This is a genomic window from Staphylococcus sp. HMSC034G07 (genome assembly GCF_001835975.1).
Lineage (GTDB): Bacteria > Bacillota > Bacilli > Staphylococcales > Staphylococcaceae > Staphylococcus > Staphylococcus ureilyticus.
The window spans coordinates 37727-55977 of record NZ_KV826608.1 but is presented as its reverse complement, the minus strand read 5'-3'; the positions used below and the strand labels follow the sequence as shown (position 1 = coordinate 55977).

At 29.3% G+C, this 18251-nt stretch carries 14 protein-coding genes and 1 pseudogene; 11 read left to right on the top strand and 4 right to left on the bottom strand.

What is annotated here, in order from left to right; all coding sequences use genetic code 11:
- Positions 1 to 125: 125 nt before the first annotated feature.
- The 5 genes from HMPREF2586_RS06360 to HMPREF2586_RS06340 all read left to right on the top strand — a co-directional run bounded on the left by HMPREF2586_RS06360 (position 126) and on the right by HMPREF2586_RS06340 (position 8099).
- Positions 126 to 1127, top strand: coding sequence for a competence protein CoiA (locus tag HMPREF2586_RS06360; RefSeq protein WP_070657762.1), 1002 nt, complete (start codon positions 126 to 128; stop codon positions 1125 to 1127).
- 54 nt (positions 1128 to 1181) lie between these two features.
- Positions 1182 to 2990, top strand: a complete 1809-nt coding sequence (gene pepF / locus HMPREF2586_RS06355; RefSeq protein ID WP_064209426.1) for an oligoendopeptidase F — start codon at positions 1182 to 1184, stop codon at positions 2988 to 2990.
- 534 nt (positions 2991 to 3524) lie between these two features.
- The gene (locus HMPREF2586_RS06350) at positions 3525 to 4694 is read left to right on the top strand and encodes a glycosyltransferase family 2 protein (RefSeq protein WP_070812692.1); all 1170 of its coding nucleotides are present in this window, start codon (positions 3525 to 3527) and stop codon (positions 4692 to 4694) included.
- A 126-nt stretch (positions 4695 to 4820) separates the two neighbouring features.
- Complete coding sequence (locus tag HMPREF2586_RS06345) at positions 4821 to 7121, top strand: bifunctional glycosyltransferase/CDP-glycerol:glycerophosphate glycerophosphotransferase (RefSeq protein WP_083319562.1); 2301 nt, start codon at positions 4821 to 4823, stop codon at positions 7119 to 7121.
- 3 nt (positions 7122 to 7124) lie between these two features.
- Entirely contained in the window at positions 7125 to 8099 is a 975-nt protein-coding gene (locus HMPREF2586_RS06340; protein ID WP_070657748.1) for an accessory Sec system protein Asp2, read from the top strand.
- A 199-nt stretch (positions 8100 to 8298) separates the two neighbouring features.
- On the opposite strand, the pseudogene HMPREF2586_RS12625 reads toward HMPREF2586_RS06340, so the two are convergent.
- The 4 genes and pseudogenes from HMPREF2586_RS12625 to HMPREF2586_RS06315 form a co-directional block, all read right to left on the bottom strand.
- A pseudogene (locus HMPREF2586_RS12625) lies at positions 8299 to 9613 on the bottom strand (ISL3 family transposase).
- 491 nt (positions 9614 to 10104) lie between these two features.
- On the bottom strand, positions 10105 to 10893 hold the full coding sequence (yjbH, locus tag HMPREF2586_RS06325; protein ID WP_046208060.1) for a protease adaptor protein YjbH: 789 nt from the start codon (positions 10891 to 10893) through the stop codon (positions 10105 to 10107).
- A gap of 16 nt (positions 10894 to 10909) precedes the next feature.
- A complete protein-coding gene (locus HMPREF2586_RS06320) occupies positions 10910 to 11281 on the bottom strand; it encodes a globin domain-containing protein (protein ID WP_064209424.1) in 372 nt (123 codons plus the stop codon).
- Between the two features lie 87 nt (positions 11282 to 11368).
- Complete coding sequence (locus HMPREF2586_RS06315; RefSeq protein WP_046208062.1) at positions 11369 to 11953, bottom strand: CYTH domain-containing protein; 585 nt, start codon at positions 11951 to 11953, stop codon at positions 11369 to 11371.
- Positions 11954 to 12142: 189 nt separating this feature from the next.
- Between HMPREF2586_RS06315 and HMPREF2586_RS06310 the strand changes: the two genes are divergently transcribed.
- The 6 genes from HMPREF2586_RS06310 (at position 12143) to HMPREF2586_RS06285 (ending at position 18076) form a co-directional block, all read left to right on the top strand.
- On the top strand, positions 12143 to 12490 hold the full coding sequence (locus HMPREF2586_RS06310) for a UPF0738 family protein (protein WP_046208063.1): 348 nt from the start codon (positions 12143 to 12145) through the stop codon (positions 12488 to 12490).
- A 16-nt stretch (positions 12491 to 12506) separates the two neighbouring features.
- Positions 12507 to 13142 carry a GTP diphosphokinase gene (locus HMPREF2586_RS06305; RefSeq protein ID WP_046208064.1) on the top strand — a complete coding sequence of 212 codons (636 nt, stop codon included), beginning with the start codon at positions 12507 to 12509 and terminating at the stop codon, positions 13140 to 13142.
- Between the two features lie 11 nt (positions 13143 to 13153).
- Positions 13154 to 13963 carry an NAD kinase gene (locus HMPREF2586_RS06300; RefSeq protein WP_019469071.1) on the top strand — a complete coding sequence of 270 codons (810 nt, stop codon included), beginning with the start codon at positions 13154 to 13156 and terminating at the stop codon, positions 13961 to 13963.
- Positions 13963 to 14817 carry an RluA family pseudouridine synthase gene (locus HMPREF2586_RS06295; protein WP_070657744.1) on the top strand — a complete coding sequence of 285 codons (855 nt, stop codon included), beginning with the start codon at positions 13963 to 13965 and terminating at the stop codon, positions 14815 to 14817. Before HMPREF2586_RS06300 ends, HMPREF2586_RS06295 begins: the two co-directional genes overlap by 1 nt.
- An 83-nt stretch (positions 14818 to 14900) precedes the next feature.
- The gene (gene mgtE / locus HMPREF2586_RS06290) at positions 14901 to 16229 is read left to right on the top strand and encodes a magnesium transporter (RefSeq protein ID WP_151362710.1); all 1329 of its coding nucleotides are present in this window, start codon (positions 14901 to 14903) and stop codon (positions 16227 to 16229) included.
- 8 nt (positions 16230 to 16237) lie between these two features.
- Complete coding sequence (locus HMPREF2586_RS06285) at positions 16238 to 18076, top strand: monovalent cation:proton antiporter family protein (RefSeq protein ID WP_070657742.1); 1839 nt, start codon at positions 16238 to 16240, stop codon at positions 18074 to 18076.
- Positions 18077 to 18251: the final 175 nt, after the last annotated feature.

The window sequence follows — 18251 nt, the reverse complement described above, 5'->3', positions numbered from 1 at the left end:
TAAATCATCTGCGTGCTATTTTTCTAGGATTTATGTCTCAGATTCTTTATGTAATAACAAGGTGATTTCTAAATAGAGTATAGTAATTTGTTGGCTTCTCACGTGTAATTAAATGAGGTGAAGAAATGTTATACGCGAACAATAATCGAAATCAGGCCGTTTGGGCAAAAGATGCGATAAAAAATAAGCATTATCGTTGCCCATTTTGTAAATGCAAAGTGATATTAAAAAAAGGAACATACAATACACCTCATTTTGCGCATATCCGTAATAATCGTTCATACTGTCATAAAAATGAATCACAAGAACATTTTAATTTAAAATACCATATTGCTCGTGAGTTAAAAGGCTTAAATCACAAAGTTAACATCGAACCTTATGTACCACAAAGTTACCAATATCCTGATTTAATCATTGATGATGAAATTGTATTAGAAATACAATTTTCAAAAGTAACGACAGCATGTATTTCAAAACGCAGTAAAACTTTACAAAATGCTGGGTATAAAGTGTATTGGATAACAAAAAAAGTTAAATATAATAAAAGTAATAGTGTTTTGTATTTATCAAAATACGAAAGAAATTTTATTAACATTCATAATAGATTATTATTATCGTGGGATACAACACATAAAATTCTTTTTGGTTATAAAGTGATTAATTTTTTAGGAGGGCAACAATTTATTGCCAAAAGGCATTGTATGACATTTGCACAATTAATTAATCAAATTCAAATAGAGCGTGTTTATCATGCGCCAACACAGCCCTTAAAATTATCCAAAATTGCTATAAGCACTTATTTGAGAAACTGCCGTAAAACACACTCAGTTTTAGAACCAAGTTTAAGTGTGATGTATAATTTAAAATTAACGGATGCATGGGTAAATAAATATATAGGTATAATTTACCCAGAACAAATTTATATTAAGTCACATCCTGTGTATTGGCAATTACAACTTATATATTTGTGGCGTACACACACTTTTAACATAACACGATTTAAACAACTGATAGAATTAAATCATTTTTATAATGTTGAAATAGATAAAACGCAAATAAGCCATAGCGTTGTTCAAAAGTTCAAACAATTCTATCATAATCATGGGTGTTATAGCGTGCAAAAATAATCATGACATGAGAAAATTATACTAATAGACTTTATAGGAGGTTTACTAGATATTATGACACAACAATTAACAAGAGAAGAGCAAGAACGTAAATATCCAGAATATACTTGGGATTTATCTACCATTTTTGAATCTGATAATGCTTTTGAAGATGCATTTAAAGAAGTAGAAAATAATATCGGCAAAGAACAACAATATGTCGGTCACTTAGCTGATAGCTCATCTACACTATATAATGCATTAGCACTAGAAGATGAATTAGGTTCTAAGTTGGAAAAAGTATATGTATATGCACATTTAAAACAAGATCAAGATACAGCGAATGATAAATACACAGGTTATGAATCTAGAGCACATCAATTAATTATAAAATTCAGCTCAGCATGGAGTTTCTTAGTGCCAGAAATTCTACAAATAGATGAAGCAACGATACAAAAATTTATTGATGAAAATGATGATTTGGAACGTTACAAATTTGATTTAAAATTAATTAATGAAAAAAGACCGCATGTATTGAGTGCAGATAAAGAAAGATTACTAACTGAAGCACAAGATGCATTGTCTACACCTGACAATGTGTATGGCATGTTTAGTAATGCGGATTTAGAATTTGAAGATGCGATAGATAGTGAAGGCCAACGACATTCATTAACACAAGGAACATTCATTAAATGTCTGGAATCAGATGATCGCGTATTACGTCAATCTGCTTATGAAAATTTATATAAAGCATACGGTGCTTATAATAATACACTAAGTGCGACGCTCGCTGGAGAAGTTAAGAAAAATGTTTTTAACGCTAGAACACATAACTATAAAACAGCAAGAGAAGCAGCGTTAAGTAATAATCACATTCCAGAAGCTGTATATGATAATTTAGTTAAAACAGTTCATAAATACTTACCTTTACTTCATCGCTATACTAAATTGCGCAAAGAACTATTGGGCTTAGATGACATGAAAATGTATGATGTTTACACACCACTTGTTAAAGATATTAAATTTGAAATGCCGTACGAAGAGGCTAAAGATTGGATGTTGAAAGCATTACAACCTATGGGTGAAGAATATATGAAAGTTGTAGAAGAAGGATTGAATCATCGATGGGTAGATGTCTTTGAAAATAAAGGTAAACGTTCTGGAGGTTATTCATCAGGTGCACACTTAACAAATCCGTTTATTTTACTAAATTGGTCAAATACTGTTTCTGATTTGTATACTTTAGTACATGAATTTGGCCATTCAGCACATAGCTACTTTAGTCGTCAAAATCAACCATCTAATTTAAGTGATTACACTATTTTCGTTGCAGAAGTTGCATCGACTTGTAATGAAGCACTATTAAGTGATTATATGGATAAACATTTAGATGACAAGCGCAGATTATTACTATTAAACCAAGAACTTGAACGTTTCCGTGCAACACTATTTAGACAAACAATGTTCGCAGAGTTTGAACATAAAATCCATCAAATAGAAGAAGCAGGAGAACCATTAACAGCTAACCGTATGAATGAAGAATACGCAGCGCTCAACAGAAAATATTTTGGAGATTCTGTTGAAACAGATGAAAATATTAGTAAAGAATGGTCTAGAATACCACACTTTTATATGAATTATTATGTGTATCAATATGCAACCGGATACAGTGCAGCTCAAAGTTTAAGTCATCAAATTTTAACAGAAGGTAAACCCGCTGTTGAGCGATATATCAATGAATTCTTGAAAAAAGGTAGTTCAAATTATCCTATTGAAATCTTAAAAAATGCAGGTGTAGATATGACAACTCCAGAACCAATTGAACAAGCTTGCCAAGTGTTCGAACAAAAATTAGACGCTTTTGAAAAGTTAATGAAAGCTTAGCATGAATGTATTCGTTTACAATATGACAAGTTTGTGACAAAGGAGATTTATTTAATTTTAAAGGTTGAAAGGTATATAACACCATGTTATATTATATACATGAAATTAATCACATAACAAACATACCCCTTTGTTTGAAGTGAAAAATTTCTCCCATCCCCTTTGTTTAGCGCCGTGTAATCAGACACGGCGTTTTTTTTATGTTCAAATTTAAAGACTTTTATATGTATAAGAAATTGAATAACTATTCAGATATTTTTGATTTCTAATATATGAAATATACAATTGAAATACTTTCAATTAATTAATTAATACTTTTCGATTATGTATAGTAACGTTATAAGAATTGTTTTCATAGTGAAAGTATATTTAATGATTGTAATATATAATACCAAAAAAACCCATGTTGTTTTTATTTGTTTTTTGAATTTACTCATAAATATTATTATTTGTATAGATTAAATTTTTACAATATATTATAATATGCAATAAAGCTATTATTTTGGCTTTTAGTGATGTTGGGGAGTGAATAAAGTGTTTTCTATTATAATTACTGCTCATAATAGTGAAAAGCATATCGAAAATACTTTAAACAGTGTACTTGAAGCAGCGAAAAATATAAAAAGGGAAATAATTGTTGTAGATGATGGCAGTAGCGATAATACTTTTGGGTTATTAAAAAAGTATGATGAGATAAAATTAATATATCAAAATAATCATGGCGTAAGTTCTGCTAGAAATAAAGCATTGAAATATATATCAAAAAATTCACAATTCATTACTTTTATAGATGATTCAGATTGGATAAGTAATAATTTTTTTAGTGAAAGTATCCAATTTTTTAAAGAAAACAAAAATATCCAAGTAGCAGTAACCCCTATAATAGTGAAAGAAAATCAAAGTGAAAGGGATCACTTTTTAAATTATAGATTTAACTCAGAAAAAATAATTGTTAATATTTTAGAAGATTATAGTTATGTTCATTTTCACATAGGTGGTGCTATTTTCAAAACTAATTTGATATGCAATATTAATAATCCTTTTGACGAAAATATAAATTTTTGGGAAGATGCAAAGTTAATCAATAACATTTTACTCTATGTACAAGAATATGGATTAATAAAAAATGGATTATACTATTACAATAGGGATGACGATAATTCGCTAGCAAAATCTTCATGGGATAATGAGGCAAGGTATAATGATCACATTGAAAAGAATCTTATGTTTCTTATTCATGAATCAATAAAAATTTTTGGGAAAGTAATCGACTATGTACAATATATTGTAACTATTCACTATTTGCAATTTTTGCAAACTCATAACTATAAATACATTAATATTAAATATATTAGAAATAATCCAAACTTTTTAAGATTGTCAAAAGAAATGATTTCTTACGTCGACAAGAATATTATTGATACATTAAAAGTTGATAAAAGGTATAAGTATTTTTTATATCAACTTAAGAATGCAAATGTAAAAGATGAATTCAATAATATAACTATTTATATTCACAAATTTAATTTGTGTAAAAAAATATTAACTTTTTCTTTTTCAGAAGAGTCCTATAATGTAAATAATAATTCTGATGTATATATCCAAAATAAAAAAATAAAAGAACTGCTGTTTTTTTACGTAAATATGAAAAGGATATTCTGCATTATTTATCTAATGATTTTAGCAGAAATATATTTGAAGTGAAATTACATTTTTGGGAATTATTTCATGAAAATACATTTATTATTAAGGATAGAAGAAATCAAATTAAGATAGAAGTAATTAGTTCATCTATCTTTAAAAGAATTTTGAAAAATATTAATTTATATATTGAAAGGAAAATTAAAAGTGGGAGATAAATTTAATGTAAGCATTATAATACCTGTTTATAATGCCGAAAAACACATAAAAGATACCTTACATTCAATTGAAAACCAAAGTTTTCAAAAAGAAATTGAGGTATTAGTAATTAACGATGGTTCAGATGATAACTCTATTGAAGAAATTGAAAAATTTATGATCAATAGTTATAGGGATAATATTCACTATACATTGTTTGATGATGGTTTAAATTTAGGACAGGGTGCCAGACGTAACTTTGGTATAGAAAGAGCTCAAGGAGAAACAATAATATTTTTAGATTCCGATGATTTTTTAGTAGAAAATGCTATTGAAATTGCCTATACAAGATTTAAAGGTAATTCTGAAAATGATATTGTTATTTTTGAATGGGCTTATTTTTATCCTGAAACTAATGAGACAATATATGTTAATAAGGAAAAATATAGTCAAAAACTAGCTTTATATAGAGAAACTTGTGAATTACTACTCGCTTGTAATACTTATTTTACAGTTAACAAATTATATAGAAGACAGTTTTTGATAGATCACAATATACGTTTTGGTGAGGGATATATTTACGAAGATTTTGAATTTTATATTAAATGTGCATTAAGAGCCCTACGTGCGCCAGTCATTCCTAATATTTTATATAAAGTTAGGGTACACGAAGAAAGCACAACAAAAACCGACTATGATAGTTTGAAACATCGTGATTCATTTTTAACTGCTATTGAAAAAAGCTCTGAAATTTTACAAAATGGAGCGAGAAATGTAAATAGTGTCTACCAAGTAAATAAATATTTTATCTATAGAGCGTTACTTTATTCAGAAAAGCGATTGCCAAATTCGAAGAAAATAAAAGATGATTTTATTTATAATACAATGAAAATAATTAATGAATATAATCCGAATATTCATATTCCTAATGGCATAATCCCTTTGTACCATCATTTATTTAATAATAATTTAATAAAAAATTATGAGGTGAAAAAAGCTAAAAAAGTATTTAAATTACACAAAGAGTCTAATATAAATTTTTATTCCCATAGATTAAATAGAAAAATTGAACGAAAAAAGAAAATAAAAAGAAAATTGGAAAACAATTATTATTTTGAGCCTATTATCTACACATTAAGAAAAAAAGTTCATAAAATGCGACACAATAAAAGCCAAAAAGAACAAAATAGATTATATAGCAAAAAAATAAATGGGGACACAATATTGATGCTTGGTTTTGATTACAAATATCAGGGTAACTCAAAATATTTATTTAATTATTTAAAGGATAAATATAATCCTACAAAGCTTAAATTTGTAACAAGTGATAAAAGAATTCCTGAAGATTATAGAATTGAACCAAGAAGTAAAGAATTTTTTAATGCTTTTTACACTTCGAAAGTGATAATTGCTGAATCATGGATTCCTTTAGCCTTTAAAAAGAAAGAAGGTCAGGTGTGGCTGCAATTATGGCATGGTACTCCATTCAAAAAAATGTTGTTTGATAGTAATGAAAGTCATATGCTACGACTAAATCCAAATCATAGAATTAGAATGAAAAAAGACATTGCGCGTTGGGACTATTTGTTATCTGACTCTGAGTTAGCAAAATCTATTTTTAATACTTCATTTGATTTTAATTATAATAAAATCCTGAATTATGGTTATCCAAGAAATGAGTGGCTTATAAATAATAGTAATAATAATACCCTTATAAATGATATTAAGACAATGAATAATATTCCATTAAATAAAAAAGTTATTTTATATGCTCCTACCTGGAGAGATTATAATTATAAAAAGCATGAGAGTCAAAAAGATAAAAATTATATGGTTAATTTAAGTGCGCTTTTACAGACATTAGGAGAAGATTACGTTTTAATTAATAAGGCGCATTCTATGGATTCACAACCTTCTTGGAATACTGGATCACATCAAATTTTAACAGTTAGTAATATTATGGATTCACAGGAATTGTTACTTATAAGTGATATAGTAGTTACAGATTATTCATCTATTTTCTTTGATGCTATCCATATTGCAAAGCCTTTTTATCTTATCACTAAAGATTTAAATAAATTTAATCTTTCCCGTGGTTTTTACAATAAAATATACAAAGATTTAAAATTAGTTTCTGCCAAAAATGATAATGAACTTGCGAATAAAATAAAAAATGATATATTTTCCAAACTTGAAATACCTAAATGTTATAGAAATAATTCTATTTCTAAATCAAATAAAAAAATTAATGAATTTATTTTACAAAATTTAGAAAATAGCAAGGGAATTTAATTTATGAGTATATATGATAAATATTATGTATATCATTTAGAGCAAGATATTACTTCATACACTGATGATCGTATTTTTATAAAAACAGGCGAAGAGAATAACCTATTAGAATTAGCTAGAAAAAATCCGATTTTAAAAGAAAAGTATAAACAACTGTTACTAAACGATTATGTATTATATTTTCACAAAGATGGCATTTCCAGATTTATCAAAAGAATCTTGTCATATGAAGTACTAGATGAAAATAAATATATAAGTGATAATGAAATTTTTTATACTCTTCAAGAACCTTTTGGTCGAAAAATTAATGAAAAAGTAGAAAAAAAGTTATTAGTTATATTCTCAAAAATGCCTGGAAGTAATTTTTATGATAGTGCGAAATTACCACATAGAATGTTACCTTCATTTTTTGAAGGGATAGAAAGAAATTTAGTTAAAAATGTATATATAATGAGGATTATGGATTTAAATGTGTCTCACGGCTCACATTATGTTAATACGATAAATTTTCCTGATTATGAAAAACGGATTCAAGAAACCTTGAAAAATGTAATAAAAAATCTAACTATTAGTAAAAAAAATGTTGTGTTTTATGGTGTATCTAGAGGTGGTGCTGGGGCCTTATTACATGGTTCTTTTATGGATATTAAAACGCTTGCAGTTGATCCAATAGTTAATATTGGGGGAGAAATGTATGCAAATGATCGCAGATTATTAAAAGGATTAAGAAAAGATGATCTTGTTCCAGTTATAAATGAGAATTCAGAAAAGTTAAATCAGTATAAAAAAATTGTTATTTGTAGTGAAAATTCTAGAATGTATTACAATGAAATAATAAGACTTAAGGATAAATATTTTAAATTAATTAATGTAAGGGATAATAAAATCACCACACATCCTGAGGTTTCACAAAATACAGTTCCAGAACAACTAATGATATTAAATAATTTATTAACAAATTTTAAATATTTCCAATAAAATAGTATATTGTTTTTAATATTTTATAATTTTCTTGGTGTTGAGGAAAGATAAATATATAATGACTATCCAACAATGAATTAATATGTATATAAAGATATAGAACTTAAAAATTGAAATCAAGTTTTGTATAATTCAAATTGTAGGTTTTTATATAAAAAAAGATTCTTTGTCAAAGCAAACTGATACCATTTTGAGATTAGGCAACCTTAGCTTGCTTAATCTCTTTTTTTGGTTGAAGAAGTATAAAGCCGAGAAGTAGTAAGATGACGGTTACGCAAATTATCATAATTTCTATATCCAAATGATATTCGTTTAATAAGTTTGACTTTATTATTGATACCTTTTATCGGATCATTAGTTATATTAAGGTATTTTAGTGTGTTATTAATGAATGATTGGTTTTTTTTTAAGTTTTCAAGACGATTCTCAATTTGAAACATACTTTATTGACATTTATTTCATTTAGGGTAGTCATAAAATCTATTGAATTATTATCTTTTAAACTATATCTTAATTTATTAACTACTTCATAGCTATATTGGAAATTTTCATCGAAACCTTGTAAATACTCAACAACGCCTTTGGATGTTTGCCAGGATTTGAATAACTTTAATTTACGATAAGAAGTCGCATTAAGATCTTCAAATGGGGTTAGAAGTAATTTCCAATAGCGTTTGTATTTATTATATAAAGGTCTATTATTATTTTTAAACATATTCATAAGACTAACTCTAGATATATTAAGCGCACGATTGAGCGCTTGAACAATTTGAAATCTATCAATAATGATTTGAGCATTTGGAAAAACTTCTTTAATAAGAGTCATATATTGTTCATACATATCACTCGTAACCGTTAATACTTTATTCCTTTCTTTTAGACGGAAACGGAAAAATAATTTTTTAGTGAGTATAACTTTCTATCTCTTACAATATCAATTATTTTATACGATGTCGCATCACAAAAAATAAAACTCATAGCACTGTCTACTTATTTAACACTTTTAAATTCATCCATTAATATATGTTTCGGCAATAAGTTAAACGGCAAGTGTTTGATAGCTTGTGCAGTATGATTAATAAGACGTGAAACTGTTGAGTTAGATACACCACAAGACTTCGCTATTGATTTCTGAGAACGTATAGAGGTTGCCTTATCTATAATTGTTAAACGTGAATTATTAGAGATATAGCAACCAACATCAACGATGTTAGTTTGAGCTGTAAAGTAAGAACAACAATGCTTACGATAGAATCTTTGCTTTTTAAGTAATAAAAATGCATTCATTTCAGATATTTTCGGGATTGTTATCCTAGAACTTTTAAAACCATTTTTACAATAGTATAGTTTGTATTTATTACACCACAGTTTACAAAAAAATCAGTTGTATATGTAACTTTTGCATAATAGTACTTACATCTTTTTTCTTTATATTCAATTTCTCCCAGTTTATTGTCGAAAATAACATTAGAGTCTTCAATTCCAAATGTTTTGGATATAAAATTGTTCATAGGCGCATAATCTTTCCTTAAATTATTTGGTCAGATATTTAAATTATAGAGATTTTTGCGCTTTTTTTGTATCAAAAAAACAGGGATGATTTTTATAACAGTCCTGTTTAGTATAGAGCAAGTAATTGCAAGTATATATTATACAAAAAAGTGATTGAGTGATCATAACTAGGAATGATAAATAAAAATGCCAACTTCTTTAATACTCATATAGAAGTTGGCATTTCTTTACTTTTATGAAATTTTGTAATTCTATCTACTATGATATTAGCGTATATTCAAAATGTTTATTTAACTTTTATAAGTTTATGAAACATTTTCTAGATAAATCATTAACCTATATAAAATCTTTTAAAGTCATTTTATTTTGACTTATGCTTTTAGCTTTTGATTCGGAAAGTAAGCATGTTGTATGTCACAAGTTTTTAACCATAAAATATACTACGTTTTATGGTGCAGTATATTGATATGATATGAACAAAATTAATATTTCAAACTTTTGACTTCCAAAATTTACCTTCTGGTGAGCTAAGTTTTTCTATTTTTTGCTGTAATGCTAATTTTTTCAGCTCTTTATTCAATAATTTTTCAGGCCATTCATAAATAGTCAGTAATTCTTCTTTGGTTACTAATTGTTGTTGATAGATGTAAGTTTCCAAACTTGGTGGGAGTTCTTTTTCAATCGGTGAACCAATCAGTTCGTTTATGATGTACGTATATATGTGATAAGGGTACAAGCCTTCGACTTTTAAACCTTCTTCATGAATATCTTCATTAAAGAATACAAGAGAGGGTGCTTCTTCAATTTCCATTTCTCGAGCGATATGCAAGTCAACTTGTAAGCTTTCCCTTAAAGCACTTTTATGTAAGTCTTCTTTAAAGACTTCATAATCAAGGCCAGCATTACTTATACAATTATTGACCATCTCTTCAGTGATAATATCTCGTTTTGGTATTATCTCATTTTGAACAAGATGGATAAAACGCTCCGCCCGTAATCGACCTTGGAGTTCGGCGGCCTTATAGGCAAGTGCAATATTATCTAAATTTGATGTACTTTGTGCTTGGCATTTTGTTAATACACGTAAAGAAGGGTTTAAAATATGTCTAATACTTATATATTGTTTATACTCAAGTCGTAATTTTGAAAGTATCGCAGACAATTTAAAGCACTCTTTACTGAATGGATCGAAAAAGGAATAAATTTCAATCTTACTCAAAGGTGAAAGATTTGCATCTTCACGACTATTAGCATTTATCAATTTTAATTCTTCAGCCATGTTTTTTCACCTACAATTAATTTTCGGAATTAACCATGTGATTCGCTGTTAAACGTAATCGTTCATATAAATAATCCCCGACGCCTGCAGAAAAATCTGCTTGTTGAATAGCTTTATACATATTTTCAAGCCATGCGTCACGTTCGTATGTTGTTATTACAAATTCCAAGTGTCTTTTTTTTAACATAGGATGACCATGTTCTTCTGTATACAGTTGAGGTCCGCCTAAAAATTGTGTTAAGAATTGTTTTTGTTTTCTGCTTGTTTCTTCAAAATCTCCAGGAAACAAATGATTGATTCTATCATCACGTTTAACCATATCATAAAAATGGTCAATCATTTTAAATAAGGCGTCTTGTCCGATAACCTCGTAAGCTGTTTGAGTCATAGTATCACCATATCCTATTAATATAATACTAATATAACATGAATTTTTACATTTGGAAGTAATTCGACTTCTTAATATTGTGCGCAATTAACTGTTGTTTAATTTACGTTTGCGATTGAAAAATCTTTGGACTTTATTGTTTGGAATTTCATGATTGATATTAAATTGATTAAGAATCGATTTAAATTGAACTAATCCTTCATTATAATCATTTACTTCATATTCAAGTTCAAAGTCCTGGAAATCCAAGTAATAATTTTTATCTAAAACAAGTAGATTTCCGTTAATTTCTTTTTCTATACGTTCGGTAGTTAGGTCTCCTAATACGATTAATGCATCAATATCTACGTCCATTTTTAGGAGTTGGTTTAAAATATCTTGGGGCAGATCCTGACTTTTGATGTGCTTGTTTAGTTTTGGTTCAACGATTGTATCGAAATTATACTCCATCAAACCAATTTCAGCTGGTACTTTTAACGTCATTTCGTATGCATCATCTTTAACGCGAATTCTCAAAGCTGATTGATGAGATTTTAAATCGAAATTTAATGTGTCGATGTAATAATTAGTTTGACTAAATGGTTTGATATTTAAAAAATAGGTGTTGTATATAGCTTGATAATCGTCTTCAGACAATAACTGTTTAAATTCAATTTCATTATTAGTTGCCACGCGTTACACTCCTTAAATATATATGATAATTCATTTTAAAGGACTTATAAGTTAATTTAAATTAGATTGCATTATACGCTGAAAATTATTATATTTACGTTAAGTCAATTGATGACATAATAATAGTCATGTAACGTGTTATGTACGTCTTAATTATGTTAAAATAATGAAGAATAAGGAGGAACAAGCATGCGTATTTATGTGAATGAAATTAAAGTAACAGAAGATAGTTTAAAGTGTTATACAGAACAATCTACAGAAGGCTTACAAGAAGCAGGACAAATGCTTGTTGATAGTGATAATTATAGCTTTGCATATATCTTAGATGACGGCCAGTCGTATTCATATTTGATTTTTGTTCAAGAAACTTGGTCGATGCTACATGAAAATAAAAATAAAAAGATTATCGTTAATGATCATTTAGAACTAAAACAATTCGATAGAGAATTTAATTATATATTAGAAAATATTCAAGGTAATTCAAACTATGGTAAGGAGTTTGTTTCTGTTGTGGAAGATACTTTCGAATTAGAGTGAAGCGGAGTGAAGCACAATGAATCAATGGGATCAGTTTTTATCTCCATATAGACAAGCAGTTGATGAATTAAAAGTAAAATTAAAAGGGCTTAGAAAACAATATGATGTAGAAGATAATGCTTCACCGATTGAATTTGTGACGGGTCGTGTTAAACCTATGACTAGCATTATTGATAAAGCAAATAAAAGACAAATCTCATTTGATCGATTACATGAAGAAATGTATGATATAGCAGGTTTGAGATTAATGTGTCAATTCGTCGATGATATCGATATTGTGGTCAATCTCTTGAGACAACGTCAAGATTTCAAAGTAGTAGAAGAACGCGATTATATCAGTAATACAAAACAAAGTGGATATCGTTCATATCATGTAATTATTGAATATCCAATCGAAACACTTAAAGGTGAAAAGTCAATTTTAGCAGAAATTCAAATCAGAACATTAGCCATGAATTTTTGGGCAACAATCGAGCATACTTTGCGGTATAAATATGATGGAGATTATCCGCCAGAAATTCAGCACCGACTAGAACGTGCGGCTGAAGCAGCGTTTTTACTTGATGAAGAAATGTCAGAAATTAAAGAGGAAATTCAAGAAGCTCAAAAATACTATTCCAAAAAACGTGCTAAAAAGCATGATAATGACTAGGAGGTGCAATCATGCGCTATACAATTTTATCTAAAGGTGATTCTAAGTCGAACGCTTTAAAGCATAAGATGATTAATCACATGAAAGATTTTGAAATGGTTGAAGATACGGAAAATCCTGAAATAGTCATATCAGTTGGTGGAGATGGTACTTTATTACAGGCTTTCCATCAGTATAGTCACATGTTATCGAGGTGCGCATTTGTAGGGATACATACTGGACATTTAGGGTTCTATGCAGATTGGTTGCCACATGAAGTAGAGAAATTGATTATTGAAATTAATAATTCAGAATTCCAAGTTATAGAATATCCACTATTAGAAATTATAGTGCGTTATAACGATAATGGATATGAGACGAGATACTTAGCATTAAATGAGGCGACGATGAAAACTGAAAATGGTTCTACACTTGTTGTGGATGTGAATATTAGAGGAAACCAATTTGAACGCTTTAGAGGAGATGGACTGTGTGTGTCAACACCATCAGGTTCTACTGCATATAATAAGGCGTTGGGTGGTGCGTTAATACATCCTTCTTTGGAAGCGATGCAAATCGCCGAAATCGCTTCTATTAATAATAGAGTATTCAGAACGGTTGGGTCACCATTAGTATTGCCCAAACATCATACATGTCTGATTACACCAGTGAATCATGATAAGATTTTAACAACCATAGATCACGTCAGCATAAAACATAAAAATGTTAATGCAATTCAATTTAGAGTGGCAAATGAAAAAATTAGATTTGCTAGGTTTAGACCATTTCCATTTTGGAAAAGAGTACATGATTCCTTTATTTCAAGTGGAGACGATGAATAATGCAATTTACGTATATGATTAGAGACCCTCAAATGCTAAGAACTTTTTTACAGGAGCAAGGGTATTCTAAGAATACAATTAGCGCCATTAAGCATAATGGCGCTTTAATTGTTAATGGACAAGCAGAAACTGTGCGTAAGCAATTACAGAACGGCGATATAGTGGAGGTACATTTAGGTTACGAGACAGCTAGTAATAATTTAATCCCATTCAATAAGCCTTTAAATATTTTATATGAAGATGCATACTTATTAATCGTTTCTAAAAAAGCTTTTCAAAACTGCGCACCATCAAGAGAACATAAACATTTTAGTTTAGCTGAACAAGTTCTAGGTTATTTTAAACAATCAGGACAAAACATCGTACCGCATATTGTCACTAGGATTGACCGAAATACTTCAGGTATTGTTGTGATTGCTAAACATGGTTTTTTACATCATCTGATGTCAAACATACACATTGATAAAACCTATTTATGCGTATGCTATGGTGAATTGCAATCACAAGGAATCATAGATGCACCTATTGCTAGAGATCCTGCTAGTATTATTACAAGACAAGTCAATTCAAATGGTAAACAAGCAAAAACAAAATATAGATGCTTAGACCATAAAAATAATTACAGTTTATGTGAAGTTACTTTATTAACAGGCCGGACACATCAAATTCGCGTCCATCTTCAGCATATAGGACATCCTATTGTGGGTGATGATTTATATGGAGGAGAACATTCGTATTTTAAACATCAGTTGTTACGATGTTTTAAAATATCTTTTATACATCCAATCTATGATCAAAAGATTGAAATACAAGATAAATATGATGCAATAGAAAACATATTTAATATGATATAATTTGAGTAACTATGGAGGTGGGACTTTTGGCAAATGAAAAAGACCAAATCGTTTTAGAAGATGAGCAAGTATATGATCAAGAAATGCTAGATAAATTACTGCATGAAAATCATATTGGTGAATTTAGAGAAGAATTCTTAGCGATGCACACATATGAACAAAGTGAATACTTTGAAGACAGCGATGAAGATATTAGACAAAAAATGTTTGAAGTATTGTCCCCTGAAGAAGTAGCAGATTTCTTTGAACAATTAGAAATTGATGAAGAAGCGTATGAAGCGCTGTTCGATACTATGGATGCTACATATGCTAGCAAAGTGTTAGAAAATATGTCATACGATAACGCAGTAGACATTATGAATCAATTATCTAAGCAGAAAATTGTTAGCTTGTTGACACTGATGAACCGTGAAGATGCAAAAGAAATTAAAGCATTATTACATTACGAAGAGGATACTGCTGGCGGTATCATGACGACGGAATATATTTCTTTAAAATCAACAATGCCAGTGAAAGAAGCTTTAATGCATGTTAAAGAACAAGCGCCAGATGCTGAGACAATTTATGTCATATTTGCAGTGAATGAGCATAAACAATTAGCTGGGGTTTTATCACTAAGAGATTTAATCGTAGCAGAAAATGATGCTTATATAGAAGACATAATGAGCGAACGTGTGATCAGTGCTAATGCTGCTGATGACCAAGAAGATGTTGCTCAGAAAATGCGTGATTATGATTTTATCGCTATGCCAGTTGTCGATTATCAAGATCACTTATTAGGTATTATTACAATCGATGATATCTTAGATGTTATGGATGAAGAAGCGAGTGAAGACTACTCTCGTTTAGCCGGGGTATCTGATGTTGATGCAACCAATGATTCAGTCATTAAAACTGCTAAGAAACGTTTGCCATGGCTAATTATTTTAACGTTTTTAGGAATGATCACAGCCACGATACTTGGATCATTTGAGGATACTTTAGCACAAGTGTCATTATTGGCAGCGTTTATTCCAATTATCAGTGGTATGTCTGGTAATTCTGGGACACAATCACTTGCCGTATCAGTACGTAATATTTCAACTGGTGAAATTGACGAACAAAGTAATTTTAAAGTCGCATTGAGAGAAGCAGGTAGCGGTTTTTTAAGTGGTTTGATTTGTGCTATATTGCTGTTTATTATTATAATGGTGCTTTATGGACAGCCAATTTTAGCTACGATCGTGGCAAGCAGTTTAACAATTGCTATGACAGTAGGTACATTAGTGGGATCAATGATTCCATTAGTTATGAATAAACTGAAAATTGACCCTGCAGTTGCTAGTGGTCCATTTATTACTACGATCAATGATATTGTGAGTATGTTGATTTACTTCGGATTAGCAACTTCATTCATGTCTTACTTATTATAGGGGGTTACATGGAATTTTTATCACTTGTTGTCGTTGTAATGGCAGCATTCCTTACACCGATACTAATCAATAGATTGCGAATTACATTCTTGCCTGTTGTTGTAGCAGAAATACTAATGGGTATTCTTATTGGGCACTCTTTTTTAAACATAGTAGAACGTGATGCTATGTTAAATATTTTATCTACATTAGGCTTTATATTCTTAATGTTTTTGAGTGGTTTAGAAATTGATTTTAAAGCATTTAAAAAAGACAAAGGCGCATTGGAAGATAATAAAAAAAGTAAAGAACCCGGTCATTTACAATTAGCACTTACTGTATTTTTATTTATTATGGTTATTTCAATTGTATTTGCATATGCATTTAAATGGTTTGGTTTAATTGATGATGTTTTATTAATGATTATTATTATTTCTACTATTTCATTAGGTGTTGTGGTACCTACACTAAAAGAAATGAATATTATGCGTACAACTATCGGACAATTCATATTATTAGTAGCAGTATTAGCTGACTTAGTGACAATGATATTATTAACTGCGTACGGAACACTACACGCTTCAGGTGGCACATCACTTTGGTTAATAGGGAGTTTAGTAGTATTTGCGCTTGTTTTTTATTTCCTAGGTGGATTATTTAAGAAAGCACAATTCTTGCAAAAACTGATGGATGGTACAACACAAATTGGTATACGTGCGGTATTTGCGTTAATTATCATGCTAGTTGCTTTGGCGGAAGGCGTTGGTGCAGAAAATATTCTAGGCGCTTTCTTAGCCGGCGTGATTGTTTCTTTACTGGGTCCTGATGAGGATATGGTAGAGAAATTAGATTCCTTTGGTTACGGATTCTTTATTCCAATATTCTTTATCATGGTTGGTGTAGATTTAAATATACCAATGTTAATAAAAGAGCCTTCATTATTACTTATCATTCCATTTTTAATATTGGCCTTTTTAATATCTAAATTAATACCAGTATTTTATATACGTCGATGGTTTGATATGAAAACAACAATTTCTTCAGCTTTCTTGCTAACGTCAACTTTATCGTTGGTTATTGCTTCTGCAAAAATTGCTGAAAAACTTGGAACAATATCATCTGAAATATCAGGTATTTTAATATTAAGTGCAGTTATTACATGTGTTTTTGTACCAATTATATTTAAGAAAATGTTCCCGATGCCAGATGAAGCAACAAGACAGATTGAAGTGAGTTTAATAGGTAAAAACCAATTAACCATACCAATTGCTCAGAATTTAACATCACAACTTTATCAAGTTTCGTTATATTATAGAAATGATTTAAGTGATAAACGTAAATTATCAGATGCAATTTCGATGATTGAAATTGCAGATTATGAAGAACCATTATTAGAGCGTTTAGGTTTATTTGAAAGAGATATTGTTGTTTGTTCTACAAATGATGACGATATTAATAGAAAAGTGGCTTTAATGGCCAAAAGCCATGGTGTAAATCGAGTTATATGTAGGTTAGAAGCGAGTACTGGTGATGAAGGTTTACAAAGTGAAGGTATAGAAGTATTTAGTGGCTTTATGAGTAATAAGATACTCTTGAAAGGTTTAATAGAAACACCAAATATGCTTAATCTTTTAAGTAATGTGGAAACATCTTTATATGAAATTGCAATGCTAAATCATAAATATGATCAAATTCAATTACGTAATTTCCCGTTTGATGGGGATATTATATTTGTGAGAATCATTAGAAATAATGAATCGATTGTACCACATGGTGATACTCAATTACGCTATAAAGACCGTGTCATTGTAACGGGATCTAAAGAGTATGTTGATGAGTTAAAACGTGAATTAGAATTTTATTATTAACATCTATATCTGGGATAGTATTGAAATCCTAAAATATGTATTAATAGGTAGTGAAAGAACAATATGCAAGTTACTTTAAGCTGTTAGTACTGATTAATTGAATGAAGCGTTGGTCAAAATTTCAACTCGAAAGAAAGCAAAAAACGATGAATTCGTTTATAGAATGTAAAATGAA